Annotated in this window: 13 protein-coding genes and 1 pseudogene; 11 read left to right on the top strand and 3 right to left on the bottom strand. The window is 70.7% G+C overall.

Features of this window, described 5'->3' with window-relative positions; translation table 11 throughout:
• The 3 genes and pseudogenes from VF612_RS16765 to VF612_RS16775 form a co-directional block, all read left to right on the top strand.
• Positions 1–684, top strand: a pseudogene (locus tag VF612_RS16765) (hypothetical protein); the annotation flags it as partial.
• Entirely contained in the window at positions 681–1,373 is a 693-nt protein-coding gene (locus VF612_RS16770; protein WP_408660995.1) for a streptomycin biosynthesis enzyme StrG, read from the top strand. The pseudogene VF612_RS16765 and the gene VF612_RS16770, both read left to right, overlap by 4 nt.
• 538 nt (positions 1,374–1,911) lie before the next feature.
• Positions 1,912–3,429 carry a M4 family metallopeptidase gene (locus VF612_RS16775; protein WP_408660996.1) on the top strand — a complete coding sequence of 506 codons (1,518 nt, stop codon included), beginning with the start codon at positions 1,912–1,914 and terminating at the stop codon, positions 3,427–3,429.
• Positions 3,430–3,566: 137 nt separating this feature from the next.
• Here VF612_RS16775 and VF612_RS16780 read toward each other — a convergent pair whose 3' ends face one another.
• Both VF612_RS16780 and pepN read right to left on the bottom strand, forming a co-directional pair.
• Complete coding sequence (locus VF612_RS16780; RefSeq protein WP_408660997.1) at positions 3,567–3,941, bottom strand: VOC family protein; 375 nt, start codon at positions 3,939–3,941, stop codon at positions 3,567–3,569.
• Between the two features lie 36 nt (positions 3,942–3,977).
• Positions 3,978–6,470, bottom strand: a complete 2,493-nt coding sequence (pepN, locus tag VF612_RS16785; protein WP_408660998.1) for an aminopeptidase N — start codon at positions 6,468–6,470, stop codon at positions 3,978–3,980.
• 230 nt (positions 6,471–6,700) lie between these two features.
• Here pepN and VF612_RS16790 point away from each other — a divergent pair, with 230 nt between their 5' ends.
• The 3 genes from VF612_RS16790 to VF612_RS16800 are packed head-to-tail and all read left to right on the top strand — an operon-like array spanning position 6,701 to position 10,792.
• The gene (locus VF612_RS16790) at positions 6,701–8,083 is read left to right on the top strand and encodes an ammonium transporter (RefSeq protein ID WP_408660999.1); all 1,383 of its coding nucleotides are present in this window, start codon (positions 6,701–6,703) and stop codon (positions 8,081–8,083) included.
• Positions 8,080–8,412 carry a P-II family nitrogen regulator gene (locus VF612_RS16795; RefSeq protein WP_408661000.1) on the top strand — a complete coding sequence of 111 codons (333 nt, stop codon included), beginning with the start codon at positions 8,080–8,082 and terminating at the stop codon, positions 8,410–8,412. The genes VF612_RS16790 and VF612_RS16795 overlap by 4 nt, the downstream gene beginning before the upstream one ends.
• On the top strand, positions 8,396–10,792 hold the full coding sequence (locus VF612_RS16800; RefSeq protein WP_408661001.1) for a [protein-PII] uridylyltransferase: 2,397 nt from the start codon (positions 8,396–8,398) through the stop codon (positions 10,790–10,792). Before VF612_RS16795 ends, VF612_RS16800 begins: the two co-directional genes overlap by 17 nt.
• A gap of 224 nt (positions 10,793–11,016) precedes the next feature.
• On the opposite strand, the gene VF612_RS16805 is transcribed toward VF612_RS16800, so the two are convergent.
• Positions 11,017–11,166, bottom strand: coding sequence for a hypothetical protein (locus VF612_RS16805; protein ID WP_408661002.1), 150 nt, complete (start codon positions 11,164–11,166; stop codon positions 11,017–11,019).
• A 25-nt stretch (positions 11,167–11,191) separates the two neighbouring features.
• Here VF612_RS16805 and VF612_RS16810 point away from each other — a divergent pair, with 25 nt between their 5' ends.
• From VF612_RS16810 to VF612_RS16830, 5 genes are all read left to right on the top strand, one after another.
• Positions 11,192–11,446, top strand: a complete 255-nt coding sequence (locus tag VF612_RS16810; RefSeq protein ID WP_408661003.1) for a hypothetical protein — start codon at positions 11,192–11,194, stop codon at positions 11,444–11,446.
• A 345-nt stretch (positions 11,447–11,791) separates the two neighbouring features.
• Positions 11,792–12,823 (top strand): phosphotransferase family protein, encoded by a 1,032-nt coding sequence (locus tag VF612_RS16815; RefSeq protein WP_408661004.1) that lies wholly within the window; start codon positions 11,792–11,794, stop codon positions 12,821–12,823.
• A gap of 10 nt (positions 12,824–12,833) precedes the next feature.
• Positions 12,834–14,075 carry an acyl-CoA dehydrogenase family protein gene (locus VF612_RS16820; protein WP_408661005.1) on the top strand — a complete coding sequence of 414 codons (1,242 nt, stop codon included), beginning with the start codon at positions 12,834–12,836 and terminating at the stop codon, positions 14,073–14,075.
• A 14-nt stretch (positions 14,076–14,089) separates the two neighbouring features.
• On the top strand, positions 14,090–15,121 hold the full coding sequence (locus VF612_RS16825) for an LLM class F420-dependent oxidoreductase (protein WP_408661036.1): 1,032 nt from the start codon (positions 14,090–14,092) through the stop codon (positions 15,119–15,121).
• The gene (locus VF612_RS16830) at positions 15,118–15,927 is read left to right on the top strand and encodes an SDR family oxidoreductase (RefSeq protein ID WP_408661006.1); all 810 of its coding nucleotides are present in this window, start codon (positions 15,118–15,120) and stop codon (positions 15,925–15,927) included. Before VF612_RS16825 ends, VF612_RS16830 begins: the two co-directional genes overlap by 4 nt.
• Positions 15,928–15,957: the final 30 nt, after the last annotated feature.

The raw sequence follows: 15,957 nt of genomic DNA on the forward strand, positions 1-15,957 counted from the left end.
TATCTCGACGGCCGGCTGCTGTCCGGCGCGTCCTACTCCGCCGGCGCGATCCGGTGGAGCGGCCCGGACGGCAACGGCTTCCTGCAGACCGACGTGACCGCGCGCGGCGGCCGGCGGCTGGTCGGCGCCACCTGGCCGGCCGGGCAGAGCGCGGCCAGCGGGCACCGCATCGAGCTCACCGCCCAGCCGCTGCCCCGCAGCACGCCGGCCGGCCCGGCGCAGATCGCCGGCGAGTACACGGTGCGGGTGGCGACCGGGCAGGGCCCGCGGCTGGTCCAGCTGGGCGTCGGGACCGAGATCACCGTCGACGGGCAGCTGCCGGGGCAGGCGCAGCTCACCGGCGGCAGCCTGCGCTGGAGCGACGGCCCGGCCCGCCTGGTCGAGGGGGAGTGCCGGGCCGTGTTCGACCCGATCACCGCCCGTTCGATGCTGTTCGGGACCGGCCGGGCCACACCCGGGAGCCGTCCGATGACGCTGACCGGGATCGTCCCGGTCAGCTCCGAGGACCAGCGGATGCTGGCCGCCGACCCCCAGCTCGGCACTCCGGACTGGGCCTGGGAGCACCTGGTGGAGCTCACCTGCCAGGCCAGCCGGTCCGGCGGCCTGTTCGTCTACAACGCATGGCAGACGGCGGTGCTCAACCTGCGGATGCTGCGCTATGTGGTGCGGGAGGTCTCCCGGTGACCGCGCTGGCAGAGACGGCCGGCGAGCTGAGGCCGGTCCTCAGCAGGGTGCGGCTGGGCTATGACACCGAGCGGTTCCCGTTCGCTGCGGTGCTGCGCCGCGATGTCTTCCGGGTCGGATCGCTGGAGTCGCTGCATCGCGACATCCAGGCCTCCCGCGCCAGCCGCGGCCAGCGCACCGAGCTTCGCACCCGGGACAACCTGGCGGCCCGGGCGCTGGTGCAGCGGCTGCCCGACAGCGCGCCGTTCTTCCAGCTCTATCACGAGTTCATGCGCCTGGTGCTGGCGCCGGTCGCGGGCCGGTCGCTGTCGTACTCCAACCGGCCCAAGATCCGGGTGCACTTTCCCCAGACCCCGAGCGTCAGCTCGTTCCATGCCGACGCGCCGGTGACCGAACGGGTCGACCAGATCAATTTCTGGCTGCCGATCACCGACGTGCACGGGTCTGCGGCGCTCCAGCTGGAAAGCGACTACGGCCTGCAGGACTACGCGCCGGCGCCGCTGCGCTACGGCCAGGCGCTCATCTTCGACGGCGGGTACCTCGGGCACGGGTCGGTGCTCAACACCACCGACGTCACCCGGATCAGCTTCGACATGCGCTTCGGCTACCGGGGCGCCACCACCCGGGCAGAAGGGATCCATCTGATGAACCGCATCGTCCGCCGGCTGGACCGGCTGGGCCGCTCCTAGGCACGACACCCACCTCGACATCCGCCGGTGTCACCTGGCCAACTCCAGGGTTTGGTGACGGTGAGTAGCGGGGCGGCTCAATGGAGATGCGGGTCTCGGCACACCGGCGCCCGCCGCGCGTACGTCATCCCGCGAGCAGCGCTGTTAGAAGTTCGTAAAATACATCATTGACAACATTCTTAGTCCACTCTTATGGTGCCTTAGGACTAATGCTCTGTCTCATCTGACTGCCCTCGAACTGTGCCGTAGGAATAAGCCGTAGAAATAACCGGCCCCGGCTGGATCAGTCGTTCGGATGTGGACTGGTCTACTGCCACGGGCCGCCGGGCCCAGGCAGCGCCCAGCGCGCCCGGCACCAGATATGCGCACTCGGAGATTTTCCCGGCTTACCCACCCACCCCAGACGAAAGTCAGCGCTCTCACCCCTACCAGGCTGCCCGACCCGGGCTGCCGCTGATCAGCTTTCGCCTGTTCTGAAAGGTTTCCCATGGCCCTATCCCCCCGTCGCCGTAGCGCGACAGTGGTCGCCCTGCTCGGTATGTCGGCCCTGGCCGTCACCGGTATCGCGGTCACCGGCTCGGCCACCGCCGCGCCCTCTCCCAAGGCCTCACCCAGCGCTCTGGCCGCGCAATCGGCCGCCGCCCTGGTCGCGTCCAAGGCAGCCGCCCTACACGTCAGCAGCCACGACGCCTTCATCGCCCACAAGGTGATCTCCACGCAGGATGGCCTGCAGTACGTGCCTTATGACCGCACCTACAAGGGCCTGCCGGTGATCGGCGGCGACTTCGTGGTGGTCACCAACGCCGCCGGTCAGGTGCTGTCCACTTCGGTGGCCCAGGAGCAGGCGATCAACCTGTCCACTGCCGCCACGCGCACCCCCACCCAGGCCGCGGCCGCGGCCCGGGCCCACGCCAAGTACAAGGTCCTGGACAAGGTCGCGGGCACCCGCCAGGTCGTGCTCGCCTACGGCACGCCGCGGCTGGCCTACGAGACGGTCGTCTCCAGCCACGCCGGCGCCAAGCCCAGCAAGCTGCACGTGTTCACCGACGCCAGGACCGGCGCGCTGGCCCACTCCTACGACGAGGTGCAGGAGGGCTCCGGCACCGGCAAGTGGAACGGCCCGAGCCCGCTGGCCATCGACACCAGCCACCCGACCAGCACCACCTGGACGATGACCGACCCGATCCGGTCGAACGTCTCCTGCCGCGACTACACCAGCAGAGCGGTGCTGTCCGGCGCCGATGACGTGTGGGGCAACGGCGTCGGCACCAACATCGAGACCGGCTGCGTGGACGCCCTGTTCGACCTCAAGATGCAGTGGACCATGCTGTCCTCCTGGCTCGGCCGTAACGGCATCAACGGCTCCGGCGGCGGCTTCCCGATCTACATGGGCCTCAACGACCTCAACGCCTACTGGAACGGCTCCTCGGTCACGATCGGCCACAACCAGGCCGGCGAGTGGATCTCCTCCCTGGACGTGGTGGGCCACGAGTTCGGGCACGGCCTCGACGCCAACACCCCCGGCGGCATCGGCTCCTCCGCGGTCGCGGAGTTCACCGGTGACGTCTTCGGCGCGCTGACCGAGCGCTTCGCCAACGAGTCGGCCACCTACGACGAGCCGGACTACCTGGTCGGCGAAGAGGTCAACCTGGTCGGCCAGGGCCCGATCCGCAACATGTACAACCCGTCGCTGATCGGTGACCCGAACTGCTACTCCAAGACGGTTGACCGCATGGAGACCCACTCCGCGGCCGGCCCGGGCAACCACTGGTTCTACCTGGCCTCCGAGGGCAGCAACCCGACCAACGGCCAGCCGGCCAGCCCGACCTGCAACGGCTCCACCGTCACCGGCATCGGCATGCAGACCGTCGGCCAGATCTGCTACAACGCCATGCTGGCCAAGACCTCCCGCATGAGCTACTTCAAGTACCGCATCGCCACCCTGAACGCCGCCAAGAACCTCACTCCTGGCAACTGCGCCAACTTCAACGTCATCAAGGCTGCCTGGAACGCCGTCAGCGTCCCGGCGCAGACCGGGGAGCCGACCTGCCCCTGACCCTTCGACGCATGACCTGAGTCGCGACCGGGCGGCAAGCCAGCGATGGCTTGCCGCCCGGTTCGTCATTGGCGCGTCATCCGTCCACCACTCGTTCGGTGGCGACGAGGGAATCGGGTGATATGGGTGGACCGACGCTAGGGCCCGGCGACCACGCCGAGGTCCTGGTACACCCCGAGCGGGTTGCCCCACGGATCGGTCAGGTTGGCGAAGGCGACCAGTCCCGGCAGCCACTTGATGTCACCGGGCTCGAAGCCCTTGGCGCGCAGCACCCCGGCCGAGGCCTCGATGTCCTCCACCTGGAACCGCAGCCGGAACGACGACGGGTTGATGTCGGTGCGTCCGGTGGCCAGCTGCAGCCAGGCGCCGGGGGAGATCTCCCACTCGTAGAAGTCCGGGTCCGGGCCGAGGTCCGGCTCGCGGCCGAGCAGCGCTGAGTAGAAGGCCAGCGCCTCGTCCCGGTCACCGGCATGGACGGCGATGGTCAGGCCACGGACGTGCATCTCGGTCATGGCCTGACCCTAGCGGGCGCGTTCCGGCCTGGTTTGTCAGACCCCGCCGTGACGCTGCAGCGAGCGCAGCGCCCGGCGCAGCGCGTCCGTGCCGTCGACCAGGGCGCGCCGGACCGGCGGGGCGAGCTCGGCGGCCCGCGGCTCGGCCAGCGCGTCCTCGGCCAGCCGCAGCACGTCCGGTGAGGCGGCGGACACCGGGAAGGCCCGGAAGATCACCGAGCCGAGCGCCCAGCCGTGCCGGTGCCCGGCGGTGGCCGGCATCTCGGCGAAGAACCGGGGCAGGTAGCCGGCGGTCAGCTCGGACTGGCTCGGTTCGAAGAAGCTCTCGGCGATGGCGTACAGCTCGTAGGCCGGCCGCTGGCTCGGCTGGGTGAGCAGCGCCCAGGCCGCCTGCTTGGCCGCCGGATCCGGCCGCACCGCCCGGGCGCGGGCCGCGTGCACCACGCCCGAGGTGCTCTCGTCCCGGGCCAGCTCGGCGTCGATGCCGGCTTCGCTGAGCGCTCCCAGAGCGGCCAGCCGGGTGACCAGCGCCCACCTGAGCTCGGCGTCGATCGCCAGCCCGTCCGGCAGCTGCTCCCCGGCCCACCAGGCCCGCAACCAGGCGACGTCGTCGGTGGCCCGGATGCCGGCCCGGGCGGCCTCCAGCTGCTGGTCGCTGCCGGGCTCGGCGCCGGCCAGCAGCCGATGGGCAAGGCCGGCTACCCGGGACCGGCGCCCGGCCCGGTCGGCGGGCCGGGCGTAGTTGCCCGCCAGCTCCTTGGTGGCGAACTCCAGCAGCTCGGCGGTCACCAGCTCGACCGGCTCCACCGCGACCGCGGCCAGCACCGTGTCCAGCGCCTGCGCGGGGTCCAGGTCGGCGTCGCGGACGGCGTCCCGGATCGCGTTGTAGAGCACCACCCTGGTCGGCGCGGCGGCGATCCGTGGCAGCAACTCGGCGACCGGCTGCCAGCCGGCCGTCCCGAACCGGATCTTGGCCCAGCTGTCGTCGGCGCTGTCGGCCACCACCAGCCGCAGCGGCCCGGCGCCGTTCTGGCTGACCCGGACGGCGTCGTCGTGCAGGGTGACCTGCTCCTCCAGCCGCGGCCGGGCCTCGGCGTCGAACCCGGTGACCCGGATGGTGTGCGGGCGGCGCGCGCCGGCCGCCGCGGTGCGGCCGAGCCAGACCTCGCCGGTGTCGCGCTGCTCGGCGGTGAGGGTGTCCAGGCCGCTGGTCCGCAGCCAGACCTCGGCCCAGCCGGGCAGGTCTGCCGCGCCGGCCCCCACCCAGGCGCCGATCAGGTCGGCGAACTCGGCGTTGCCGAACCGGTGCTGGTCGAAGTGCCGGCGCAGGCCGGCGAAGAAGACCTCGTCGCCGAGGTGGGCGGCCAGTTGCTTGAGCACCGAGGCGCCCTTGGCGTAGGAGATGCCGTCGAAATCGGCGAGCGCTGCGGCGGCGCTCTCGGAGCCGTTGCCGGCCACCGGGTGGTTCGACGGGGCCTGGTCGGCGATCCGGCCCCAGTCCTTGCGGTGCAGGGCGGACTCGATCCAGGCGAGCTCGGCCAGCTCGCCGGTCATCTCAGCGCACACCCGGTAGCCCATGTACTCGGCGAAGGACTCGTTGAGCCAGAGGTCGTCCCACCACCGCATGGTGACCAGGTCGCCGAACCACATGTGCGCCATCTCGTGCGCGATGGTCGAGGCCCGGACGCTCCGCTCGCCGCGGGTGGCGGCGGAGCGGAAGATGAACTGGTCGCGCAGGGTGACACAGCCGGGGTTCTCCATGGCGCCGGCGTTGAAGTCGGGCACGAAGGCCTGGTGGTACTCCCCGAACGGGTACCGGATGCCGAACAGCTCGTGATAGCGGTCCAGCGAGGCGGTGGTGACCGACAGGATGTCGGTGGCCTCGGCCTTCAGGTGTTCGGCCAGCGAGGCGCGGGCGTGCACGCCCAGGACGATGCCGTCATGCTCGGCGGTGATCGAGGCGTACGGCCCGGCCACCAGGGTGACGAAGTAGGTGGCCAGCGGCTGGGTGCTCGCCAGCTGCCAGCGGCCCGGCGCCGTGCGGGTCGCGGCGCCGTTGCCGATCACGTTCCATTCCGGCGGGCAGCGCACCTCGATGTCGAAGCTGGCCTTGAGATCAGGCTGGTCGAAGCAGCCGAACCAGCGCGGCGCGGCGTCCAGGAAGGACATCGCGTAGAGGTAGGTCCGGCCATCGGCAGGATCGACATGGCGGTGGATGCCTTCGCCGTCGGTCGAGTAGGCCATTCGCGCCCGGATCCGCAGGACGTTCGCTGCCCGGAGCCCGGTCAGCGGCAGCCGGCCGTCTACCAGGCCGGCGGGGTCGACCGGCTCGTCGTTGAGCAGCACCGAGAGCACCGCCGAGGCCTGCAGGTCGAGGAAGGTGCTGGCGCCCGGGTGGGCGGCGAACTCGATGACGGTGTCGGAGCCGAAATCCGCGCCGGCGCCGTCGACGTCCAAGGCGATTCGATAATTACGGACAGTTAGCAGGGCGGCGCGCTCAGCTGCTTCGCGGCGGGTCAGGCTGGGCATGTCTACGAAGCTACTGGCTCGGCCGAGCCTCGTTACGGTAGGTGACTACAGCGACGCACACTCGGTATGCAGATTTGGCGGCATTCTCGAACAAATCCCCCTGCGGCAACCCTGGGTGAGCGTTCACATGCCGGTAACACAGCCGGGCTCCCGATGTAACAAGGCCCACCGATGCTCGGTGCCAGCGCGCTCTCCGGCTCGCACCCACCCGAGAAGAAGCGGAGACCTGAGTGTCACAGGCTGTCCTCACCGCTGCCAGCTACGCGCCCTTCGACCCCAAGAACCTCAGTGGCGGCGATACGGCGTGGGTCCTGGCATCGGCCTCCCTCGTCCTGCTCATGACCCCGGCGCTGGCGTTCTTCTACGGCGGCATGGTCCGGGCCAAACACACCCTCGCCATGCTGATGCAGAACTTCGCCGCGATGGCGATCGTCAGCGTCACCTGGGTCGTCATCGGTTTCAGCATCGCCTTCGGCGGCACCGGCCGATACTTCGGTGACCTGCACTTTGCGCTGTTGCACAACATCGACGACGTGGTGCCTGCGCTCGGCGCGGCCCAGACGATGCCCACCATCGTCTTCGTGGCCTTCCAGCTGACCTTCGCGATCATCACCCCCGCGCTGATCACCGGCTCGACGGCAGACCGGTGGAAGTTCGGCGCGTTCGTCGCCTTCGTCTCGGCCTGGTCGATCCTGATCTACGCCCCGGTCGCGCACTGGGTGTTCAACGGCTACGGCTTCCTCAACCAGTCCATGCAGTCAGCGGGCAAGTTCTTCGCCCAGGACTTCGCCGGTGGCACGGTCGTGCACATCAACGCGGGCGCGGCGGGCCTGGCGATGGCGCTGGTCCTCGGTCGCCGTCGCGGCTGGCCCCGGGAGAACATGCGCGGGCACAACATCCCGTTCGTGATGCTGGGCGCCGGCCTGCTGTGGTTCGGCTGGTTCGGGTTCAACGCAGGCTCCGCCCTGGCGGCCAACGGGCTGGCCGGCTACGCCTGGATGAACACCAACACCGCGACGGCGACCGCCATGCTGGGCTGGCTGATCGTGGAGAAGCTGCGCTACGGCAAGTCCACCGCGCTGGGCGCCGCGTCCGGCGCGGTGGCCGGGCTGGTGGCGATCACGCCCTGCGCCGGCTTCGTCAGCGTCACCGGCGCCCTGGTCATCGGGCTGCTGGCCGGGGCGGGCTGCGCCTTCGCGATCAGCCTCAAGAACCGGCTGGGCTACGACGACTCCCTCGACGTGGTCGGCGTCCACTTCGTGGGCGGCTGGATCGGCACCCTGTCCGTCGGCCTCTTCTCCACCGACGCGATCAACTCCCTGGCCAACAACGGCGTCTTCTACGGCGGCGGCGGCAAGTACGCCGGCTGGAACCTGCTGCTGCACCAGGTCGAAGCGGCCGCGGTGGTGAGCGTGTTCTCCTTCGTCGGCACCTTCATCATCGCCAAGGTGATCGGCCTGGTCATGAAGACCCGGGTCACCGAGGAGGACGAGGTCGCCGGGCTGGATCAGTCCATACACGGTGAAACCGCCTACGACTTCGGTACGCTGACCGGCTCTGGCGCCGGGCAGTACGCGCCGGCCGCCGCGAGCAGGGAAAGGGTGCAGGCATGAAGCTGGTCACCGCGATCATCAAGCCCTTCAAGCTGGAGGACGTGAAGCTGGCGCTGGAGAACCTCGGCATCCAGGGGTTGACCGTCAGCGAGGTGTCCGGCTTCGGCCGGCAGCGCGGGCACACCGAGGTCTACCGGGGCGCGGAGTACACCGTCGACCTGGTGCCCAAGGTGCGCGTCGAGGTGCTGGTGCACGACGCCGCCAAGGTGGTGGAGGCCATGGTGGAGGCGGCCCGGACCGGCAAGATCGGCGATGGCAAGGTCTGGGTGACCGAGGTCGAGACCGTGGTGCGGGTGCGGACCGGCGAACGGGATGACGACGCCCTCTGAGCCGTCCGTCGGATCTGAGCCGTCCGTCGGGTCTGAGCGGTCGACCGGACCTGAGCGGTCCGTCGGATCGGCCCCGTCCATCAGGTCGTCCCGGGCGGAGTTGCTGGCCCGGACCGACCTGGTCGGACCGGAGTTGCGGGCCGCTCTCACCGCGATGTTCGACTCCTGGCTGGCAGAGATCCTGCCGCCCGCGCCCGGGATCGCGTTGCTGGCAGTCGGCGGGCTGGGACGGCGGGAACCCACCCCGTACGGCGATCTGGACCTGGTCCTGCTGCACGACGGCAAGACGGCAGATCTAGCGTCGGTCGCTGACTCGGTGTGGTACCCGATCTGGGACGCCGGAGTGGGCCTGGATCACTCGGTACGGACTGCGCAGCAGGCGGTGGCAGTGGCCGCCGACGATCTCAAGGCACTGCTGGGCATGCTCGATGCCCGGCACATCGCGGGCGACCCGGCGCTGACCGGGCTGGTCCGCGAGCAGGTGATCAGCCGCTGGCGGCGCACCGCCCCGGCGAAGATCGCCGAATTGCAGGAGCTGGCCCGCAGCCGGTGGCGCAGTCGAGGCGACGCGTCCTTCCTGCTGGAGCCGGATCTCAAGGACTGCCGGGGCGGGTTGCGTGACTGGGTGGGACTGCGCGCGCTCGCCTCGGCGCAGGTGTTGGACCTGACGCCGTCGATGCAGCAGGCCAGCGCGGTGCTGCTCGACGTGCGCGGCGAGCTGCACCGGCTGGCCGGGCGCTCGGCCGACGTGCTGCGGGCCCAGGACCGCGACTCGGTCGCCGAAGCGCTCGGCCTGGCCGGCCCGGACGAGGTGCTGCGGGCGGTGAACGAGGCGGCCCGGACGCTGGCCTACGCCACCGATGCCGCGTGGCGCCGGGTGGCTGCCAGCCGTCCGGCGCCGCGGTCGTTGTTGGGCCGGTTGCGCCCCGGGGCATCAGCCGCCGCCCGCTCCCCGGACCCGGCGGCCCGGACCCCGCTGGCCAAGGACGTGGTGGCCCAGGGTGGCGAGGTGGTGCTGGCCCGCGACGCCGACCCGTGGGCCGATCCGGTGCTGACCCTGCGGGTTGCCCGGGCGGCAGCGTCGGCGGACCTGCCGGTGTCGGCGTACGCGCTGACCCGGCTGGCCACCGAGGCCGCGCCGATGCCCGAGCCGTGGCCGGCCGCGGCGCGCGAGGAGTTCGTGACGCTGCTCGGGGCCGGGCCGCGAGCGGTGCCGGCGCTGGAGGCGCTGGACCAGCACGGCCTGCTGAGCCGGTTGCTGCCTGAGTGGGAGCAGGTGCGGTTCAAGGCCCAGCACAACCCGGTGCACCTGTTCACCGTCGACCGGCACCTGATCGAGACGGCCGTGCGGGCCAGCGCGCTGGCGGCCGAGGTGGCCCGGCCGGACCTGCTGCTGGTCGGCGCGCTGCTGCACGACATCGGCAAGGGCTATCCCGGCGACCATTCGGTGGTCGGCGCCGAGCTGGCCGAGCGGATGGCGGCCCGGATGGGGTTCTCCGCCGCCGACACCGCCGTCATCGCGGGCCTGGCCCGGCATCACCTGCTGCTGCCCGACACCGCCACCCGGCGCGACCTGGACGATCCCTCGACCGTCCAGATCGTGGTGTCGGCGATCGGCGGCTCGGCCGAGCTGCTGGAGCTGCTGCACTACCTGACGATCGCCGACGCCGAAGCCACCGGGCCGGCGGCCTGGAGCGACTGGAAGGCATCCCTGGTCGGCCAGCTGGTGCGGGCAGCCGGGGCGGTGCTGGACGGTGGCTCGTTGCCCCCGCCGCAACCGCCGTCCGAGGCGGTGCTCGCGCTGGCCCGGCGTGGCGGCGCCGAGGTGATGATCGAGGGCAGCGACGTGCTGGTGCTGGCGCCGGATGCCGCCGGGTTGCTGTCCCGCGCGTCCGGGCTGCTGGCGCTGCACTCCCTGGACGTGCAGGCCGCCGACGTGCGCACCGTGCGCGGGATGGCGGTGAACCGGTTCACGGTCTCGCCGCGGTTCGGCGAGCTGCCCGATCCCACGCTGCTCAATGCCGACCTGCGCCGGATCCTGGCCGGCACGCTGCCGCTGGACGATCGGCTGCGGGCCAAGGAGCGGGCCTACCGGCATGCTGGCGAGGTTTCGCAGCCACCGCCCCGGCTGCTCTGGTTCGACGACGAGGCCACCGATGCCACCGTCCTGGAGGTCCGGGCCCGGGACGCCATCGGCCTGCTGCACTGGCTGACCGCCGCGCTGGAGAGCGCCGGGGTCGACATCCGCTCGGCCCGGATCTCCTCGCTGGGCTCCTTCGTGGTGGACGCGTTCTACCTCACCGACGCCGACGGCAAGCCGCTGTCGGAGTCACATCAGGAGCGGGTCGAATCCGCGCTGATCGAGGCGTTGGCCAGCTGACTCGGCGAACCGGCTACCCACCGAAGCCTGAAGCGGTGGAGATCATCGTTCGCACTCGTGATTCGCTGAATCGATAGCTGTCTCAGGAACTTGCCGGACCGGGTATTTCCGGCCCGGCAAGCTAACCTGCAGAACGGTTCGGGTCGATGCGCTGGTTACCAGGAGTTTGCCCCGGCAATTCTAATGAAGCGCCGACCCGCGTACCTGCTCCGGGTGCTGCGAGATCAGAAGCCGCAGTAGACGGAGCTGCCGTAGCCCGGTAGCAGGTCGTCCCGCACCCAGCCGAGCTTTCCGGTGGCGTTGTTACGCAGGTAGGTCCAGCTGTAGCTGCCGGCGTAGGTGAAGCAGTGGTAGTCGGCTTTCTGGCCCTGCATCAAATAACCGACACTGGTGCAGCCCGTGCTCGAGCCGGTGCGCATGTTGGCGGCGCTGGCCGTTGCGGTCGGCCAGGACGAGCCGTCCTTGTCCGCCACCGTCTTGCCGCAGGGCGCATCTGCCGTGGCGTTGCTCGCTGAACCGGCGAGTAGCCCGGCGAACGTGGCGGTGGCACAGGCAATTGTTAGTGCTTTATTCATCTTCGGCCTCGCGTTGCTAGTAGTAAAGAAAATGTTTATAGGCCCTATAGATATGAAGTTACACTTAATTCAAATTTAGACAAGAGTAAAAAATATGGCAGATTACCTAGGAGCTAGGTATAGTGCTTGCTGCGCACGCGGGCCAGAACAGCATGTAATGCAGGGTGACGTGGCGTCGGACCCGTGCCGGCGCTAAGTCCGCAGTTCAGCGAATCGCGCGCACCCCCGGGCTCTGCCGGCCCATCTCCCCCTAGGTGCCGTGAGCGGCTCCCGCCGGGTGGTGAATGATCGCCGAGCAGTGTCAGGTTTGTGCCGGCTCGACGTGTGATCGAGATTCCGCACGACTACCTTCAAGGTGAATATCCAGGGGAGTGGCTGTTCGCGTTACTTTGACCGCCCGGACGGCGGGACTTAGGGTCGATCGGTGACCAGCCCCTTCCGCCCGTCTGACGAGCCGCCCGGCCTGGACCTGAGCCGGTTGACCGGCTGGTTCGACCGGCAGTTGCCTGGCCTGCGAGCGGGTGAGCTCGACGCGGAGGTGATCGCCGGTGGCCGGTCGAACCTGACCTACCGGCTGACCGACGGCACGAGCACCTGGGCGCTGCGTCGCCCGCCGATGGGCCACGTGCTGCCCACCGCGCACGACATGGCCAGGGAGTTCACCGTGATCTCGGCGCTGCACGGCTCGGCGGTGCCGGTGCCCGAGCCGATCGCGCTGTGCGCCGACCGGGACGTGCTGGGGGAGCCCTTCTACCTGATGTCCTTCGTGGACGGCATCGTGCTCGAGCGGCCCGACCTGGTCCCGGACCCGGCGACCGCGATCCGGGCCAGCGAGCTGCTGGTAGACACGCTCGTCGCGCTGCACGCGGTCGATCCGGACCGGATCGGCCTGCGCGACTTCGGCCGTCCCGAGGGCTTCCTGCAGCGCCAGGTCGCCCGCTGGCACAAGCAGTTCCAGGCCTCGGTACCCGACGGCAGCGAGGATGAGACCGAGGTCGTCCAGCACCTTGCCGAGCGGCTGCCGGAGTCGGCGAGAATGAGCATCGTGCACGGCGACTACCGGCTCACCAACGTCCTGTACGCCCCGGACTTCAGCCGGATCGCGGCGGTGGTCGACTGGGAGATGGCCACGCTCGGCGATCCGCTGACCGACCTCGGACTGCTCTACGTCTACCACGAGCGATCCGGCACGGCGGACGCCGTGATGCCGGATTTCCCGTCCTCGCAAGGCTTTCTCGGTCCGGACCAGCTCCTTGAGCGATACGCGGCGCGAACCGGCCAGCAACTCGATGAGCTCGATTGGTACATCGCCTTCGGCTACTTCAAACTCGCCGTGATCGCCGCCGGCATCCATGCTCGTTACTTGCAGGGCAAGACCGTGGGCAGCGGCTTCGAGGTGTTCGGCCAGCTGCGCGACAGCACCCTGGCAGCGGCCGCCGAGCGGATCTCCGGGTAGGGACAGGGATATGGACTTCCAGCACAGCGCTCGCTCGGTGGCCCTGCAAGCAGAGCTGGCCACCTTCCTCGCAGAGATGATCCTTCCCGCCGAAGCCGAGTTTCACCAGCAGGAACAAGCCAATCGACGAGCCGGCCGGCCGTTCACAACGCCCGCGATCATGGCCGACCTGCAAGCCGAGGCGCGCCGGCGCGGGCTGTGGAACCTGTTCCTGCCCGACGACCGGTTCGGCGCGGGACTGTCCGTGCTGGACTACGCGCCGCTGGCCGAGCTGTCCGGCCGGGTGCCCGATCTCGCTCCCGAGGCGATGAATTGCTCGGCGCCCGATACCGGCAACATGGAGCTGCTGGCGATGTTCGGCACCGACGACCAGCACCGGCAGTGGCTGCAGCCGTTGCTGAATGCCGAGATCCGGTCCTGCTTCTCGATGACCGAGCCCGAGGTGGCCTCCTCCGATGCCACCAACATCGACACCCGGATCGTCGCCGACGGCGATTCCTACGTGGTCACCGGACGAAAGTGGTGGTCCACCGGCGCGATGCGGGACGAGTGCGCGCTGGCGATCGTGATGGGGGTGTCCGATCCGGACGCCGACCGGCATGCCCGGCACTCGATGATCCTGGTGCCGCTGGACAGCCCCGGTGTCACCGTGCACCGGTCCACCACGGTCTTCGGCTACGACGACGGGGCGCACGGCGGCCACGGCGAGATCAGCTTCGACGACGTCCGGGTGCCGGCCGGCAACCTGCTCGGCCCGCAGGGCGGCGGGTTCGCGATGGCCCAGGCGCGGCTCGGCCCGGGACGGATCCACCACTGCATGCGCTCGCTCGGGATGGCCGAACGCGCCCTGGAGCTGATGGTGGCCCGGGCGCTCAGCCGCGAGGCGTTCGGCGGTCCGCTGGCCGGCCAGGGGGTGATCCGGAACTGGATCGCCGAGTCCCGGCTGGCCATCGAGCAGGCCCGGCTGCTGGTGCTCAAGGCCGCCTGGCTGATCGACACGGCCGGGGTCAGGCAGGCCGCCACCGAGATCGCCGCGATCAAGGTCGCCGCGCCCCGGGCGGCGTCCTACGTGCTGGACCGCGCGATCCAGACCTTCGGCGCCGCCGGGGTCTCCGGTGACACTCCGCTGGCCCAGATGTGGGCGGGGCTGCGCACCCTGCACCTGGCCGACGGCCCGGACGAGGTGCACCTGCGCAGTGTGACGCGGGTTGAGATCGCCAAGTCCCGAGCCGCCGAAGCGAGCCGGGCATGACCGGCAGCTGGGGTCTGACGGTCCCGCTGCCCGGCCTGGACCTGCCCGCGCAGGCGGAGCTGATGCGGTCGCTGCCGGGCTGGGGCTACACCGACGTCTGGTCGTCGGAGACCGCCGGCGCCGACGCCTTCACCCCGCTGGCGGTGGCCGCGCTGGCCGAGCCCCGGCTGTACCTCGGCACCGCGATCGTGCCGGTGTTCACCCGCGGGCCGGCCCTGATCGCGCAGTCGGCGGCCGGCCTGGCCGCACTCGCGCCGGGTCGGTTCAGCCTTGGGCTCGGCGCCTCCAGCCCGGCGATCGTCGAGCAGTGGAACGGCATCGGCTTCGACCAGCCCTATCGCCGCACCCGCGACGTGCTGCGCTTCGTCAACCGGGCGCTGGCCGGTGAGAAGGTCAGCGCCAACTTCGACACCTTCACGGTATCGGGTTTCCGGCTGGAGCAGCCGCCGCCGCTGCCGGTGCCCATCCTGCTCGCGGCGCTGCGCCCGCAGATGCTGGCGCTGGCCGGCCGCGAGGCCCACGGCGCCATCCTGAACTGGCTGGCTGCCACCGACGTCGGCCGCTGCGTCGCCGCCATCGGCAACCCGGCCAGCCGGATCGTGGCGCGGATCTTCGTATGCCCGACCGAGGACGCCGATTACGCGCGGACGCTGGGCCGCCGGTTGCTCGCGACCTACCTGAACGTGCCCGCCTACGCCGAGTTCCACCGGTGGCTGGGCCGCGGGCCGCGCCTGGAACAGGTCTGGCAGCTGTGGGAGGACGGCGATCGGGCCGCCGCGGCGCGGGCGGTGCCCGATGACGTGGTCGATGAGCTGGTGCTGCACGGCAGCCCGCTCAGCTGCCGGGACCAGGTGCTGCGCTACGTCGAGGCCGGCGTGCAGATCCCGGTGCTCGCGGTGCTGCCGAGCCCCGAGACGGCCGACCCGGCGGGCTTGGCGGCGGTGCTCGCCGAGCTCGGACCGGCCGGACTGGCGCAGTCGCCGGATGACGCCGCCGAGTCAGCCGCGGTCGCCGGCGAGGGTGGGGGCGCTGAGGGCGCCGGATGAGGATCGCCGACGCCGTGATCGTGGTGACCGGAGCCGGCAGCGGCATCGGGGCGTGGCTGGCCCGCAGGTTCGTCGCCGACGGAGCCCGGGCGGTGCTGCTGGCCGACCGGGACCTGGCCGCAGCGGCAGCGGTGGCCGCCGAGCTGGGTCCCAGGGCCTCAGCCGCTGCCCTGGACGTCACCGACGAGGCTGCGGTGGCCGAGCTGGTCGCAGGCGTGCTGGCCGAGCACGGCCGCATCGACCTGTTCTGCTCCAACGCCGGGGTCGCGACCGGCGCCGGGTTGCACGGGCCGGCCGAGAGCTGGCAGCGGGCCTGGGAGGTGCATGTGATGGCCCACGTGTACGCGGCCCGGGCGGTGCTGCCGGCGATGATCGCGGCCGGCGGCGGCTACCTGCTCCACACCGCCTCGGCCGCCGGCCTGCTCAGCGCCCCCGGCGACGCCGCCTACACCGCCAGCAAGCACGCCGCGGTCGGTTTCGCTGAGTGGCTGGCCTACACCTATCGCGACCGCAACATCCGGGTCAGCGTGCTCTGCCCGATGGGTGTGGAGACCCCGCTGCTCAGGGACGGGCTGGCCGTCGGGTCGCCGGCCGCCGCGGCGGTCGCTGCCTCCGGCCCGGTGGCCGGGGTCGACGAGGTGGCCGAGGCGGTCGTCCGGGCTGTGACGAACGAGGCCTTCCTGGTCCTGCCGCATCCGCAGGTGGGTAAGTTCTGGGCAAGCAAGGCGACCGACGTCGAGGGCTGGCTGACCGCCATGGCCCAGCTGGCCGGCGCGACCGGCGCGACAGCAGATGAGCGCGCGTGAGGATCGCAGCGAGCGCCAGCGAGCGAGGAC

This window comes from Jatrophihabitans sp., assembly GCF_036388195.1.
In the GTDB taxonomy this organism is placed as follows: Bacteria; Actinomycetota; Actinomycetes; order Mycobacteriales; family Jatrophihabitantaceae; genus Jatrophihabitans_A.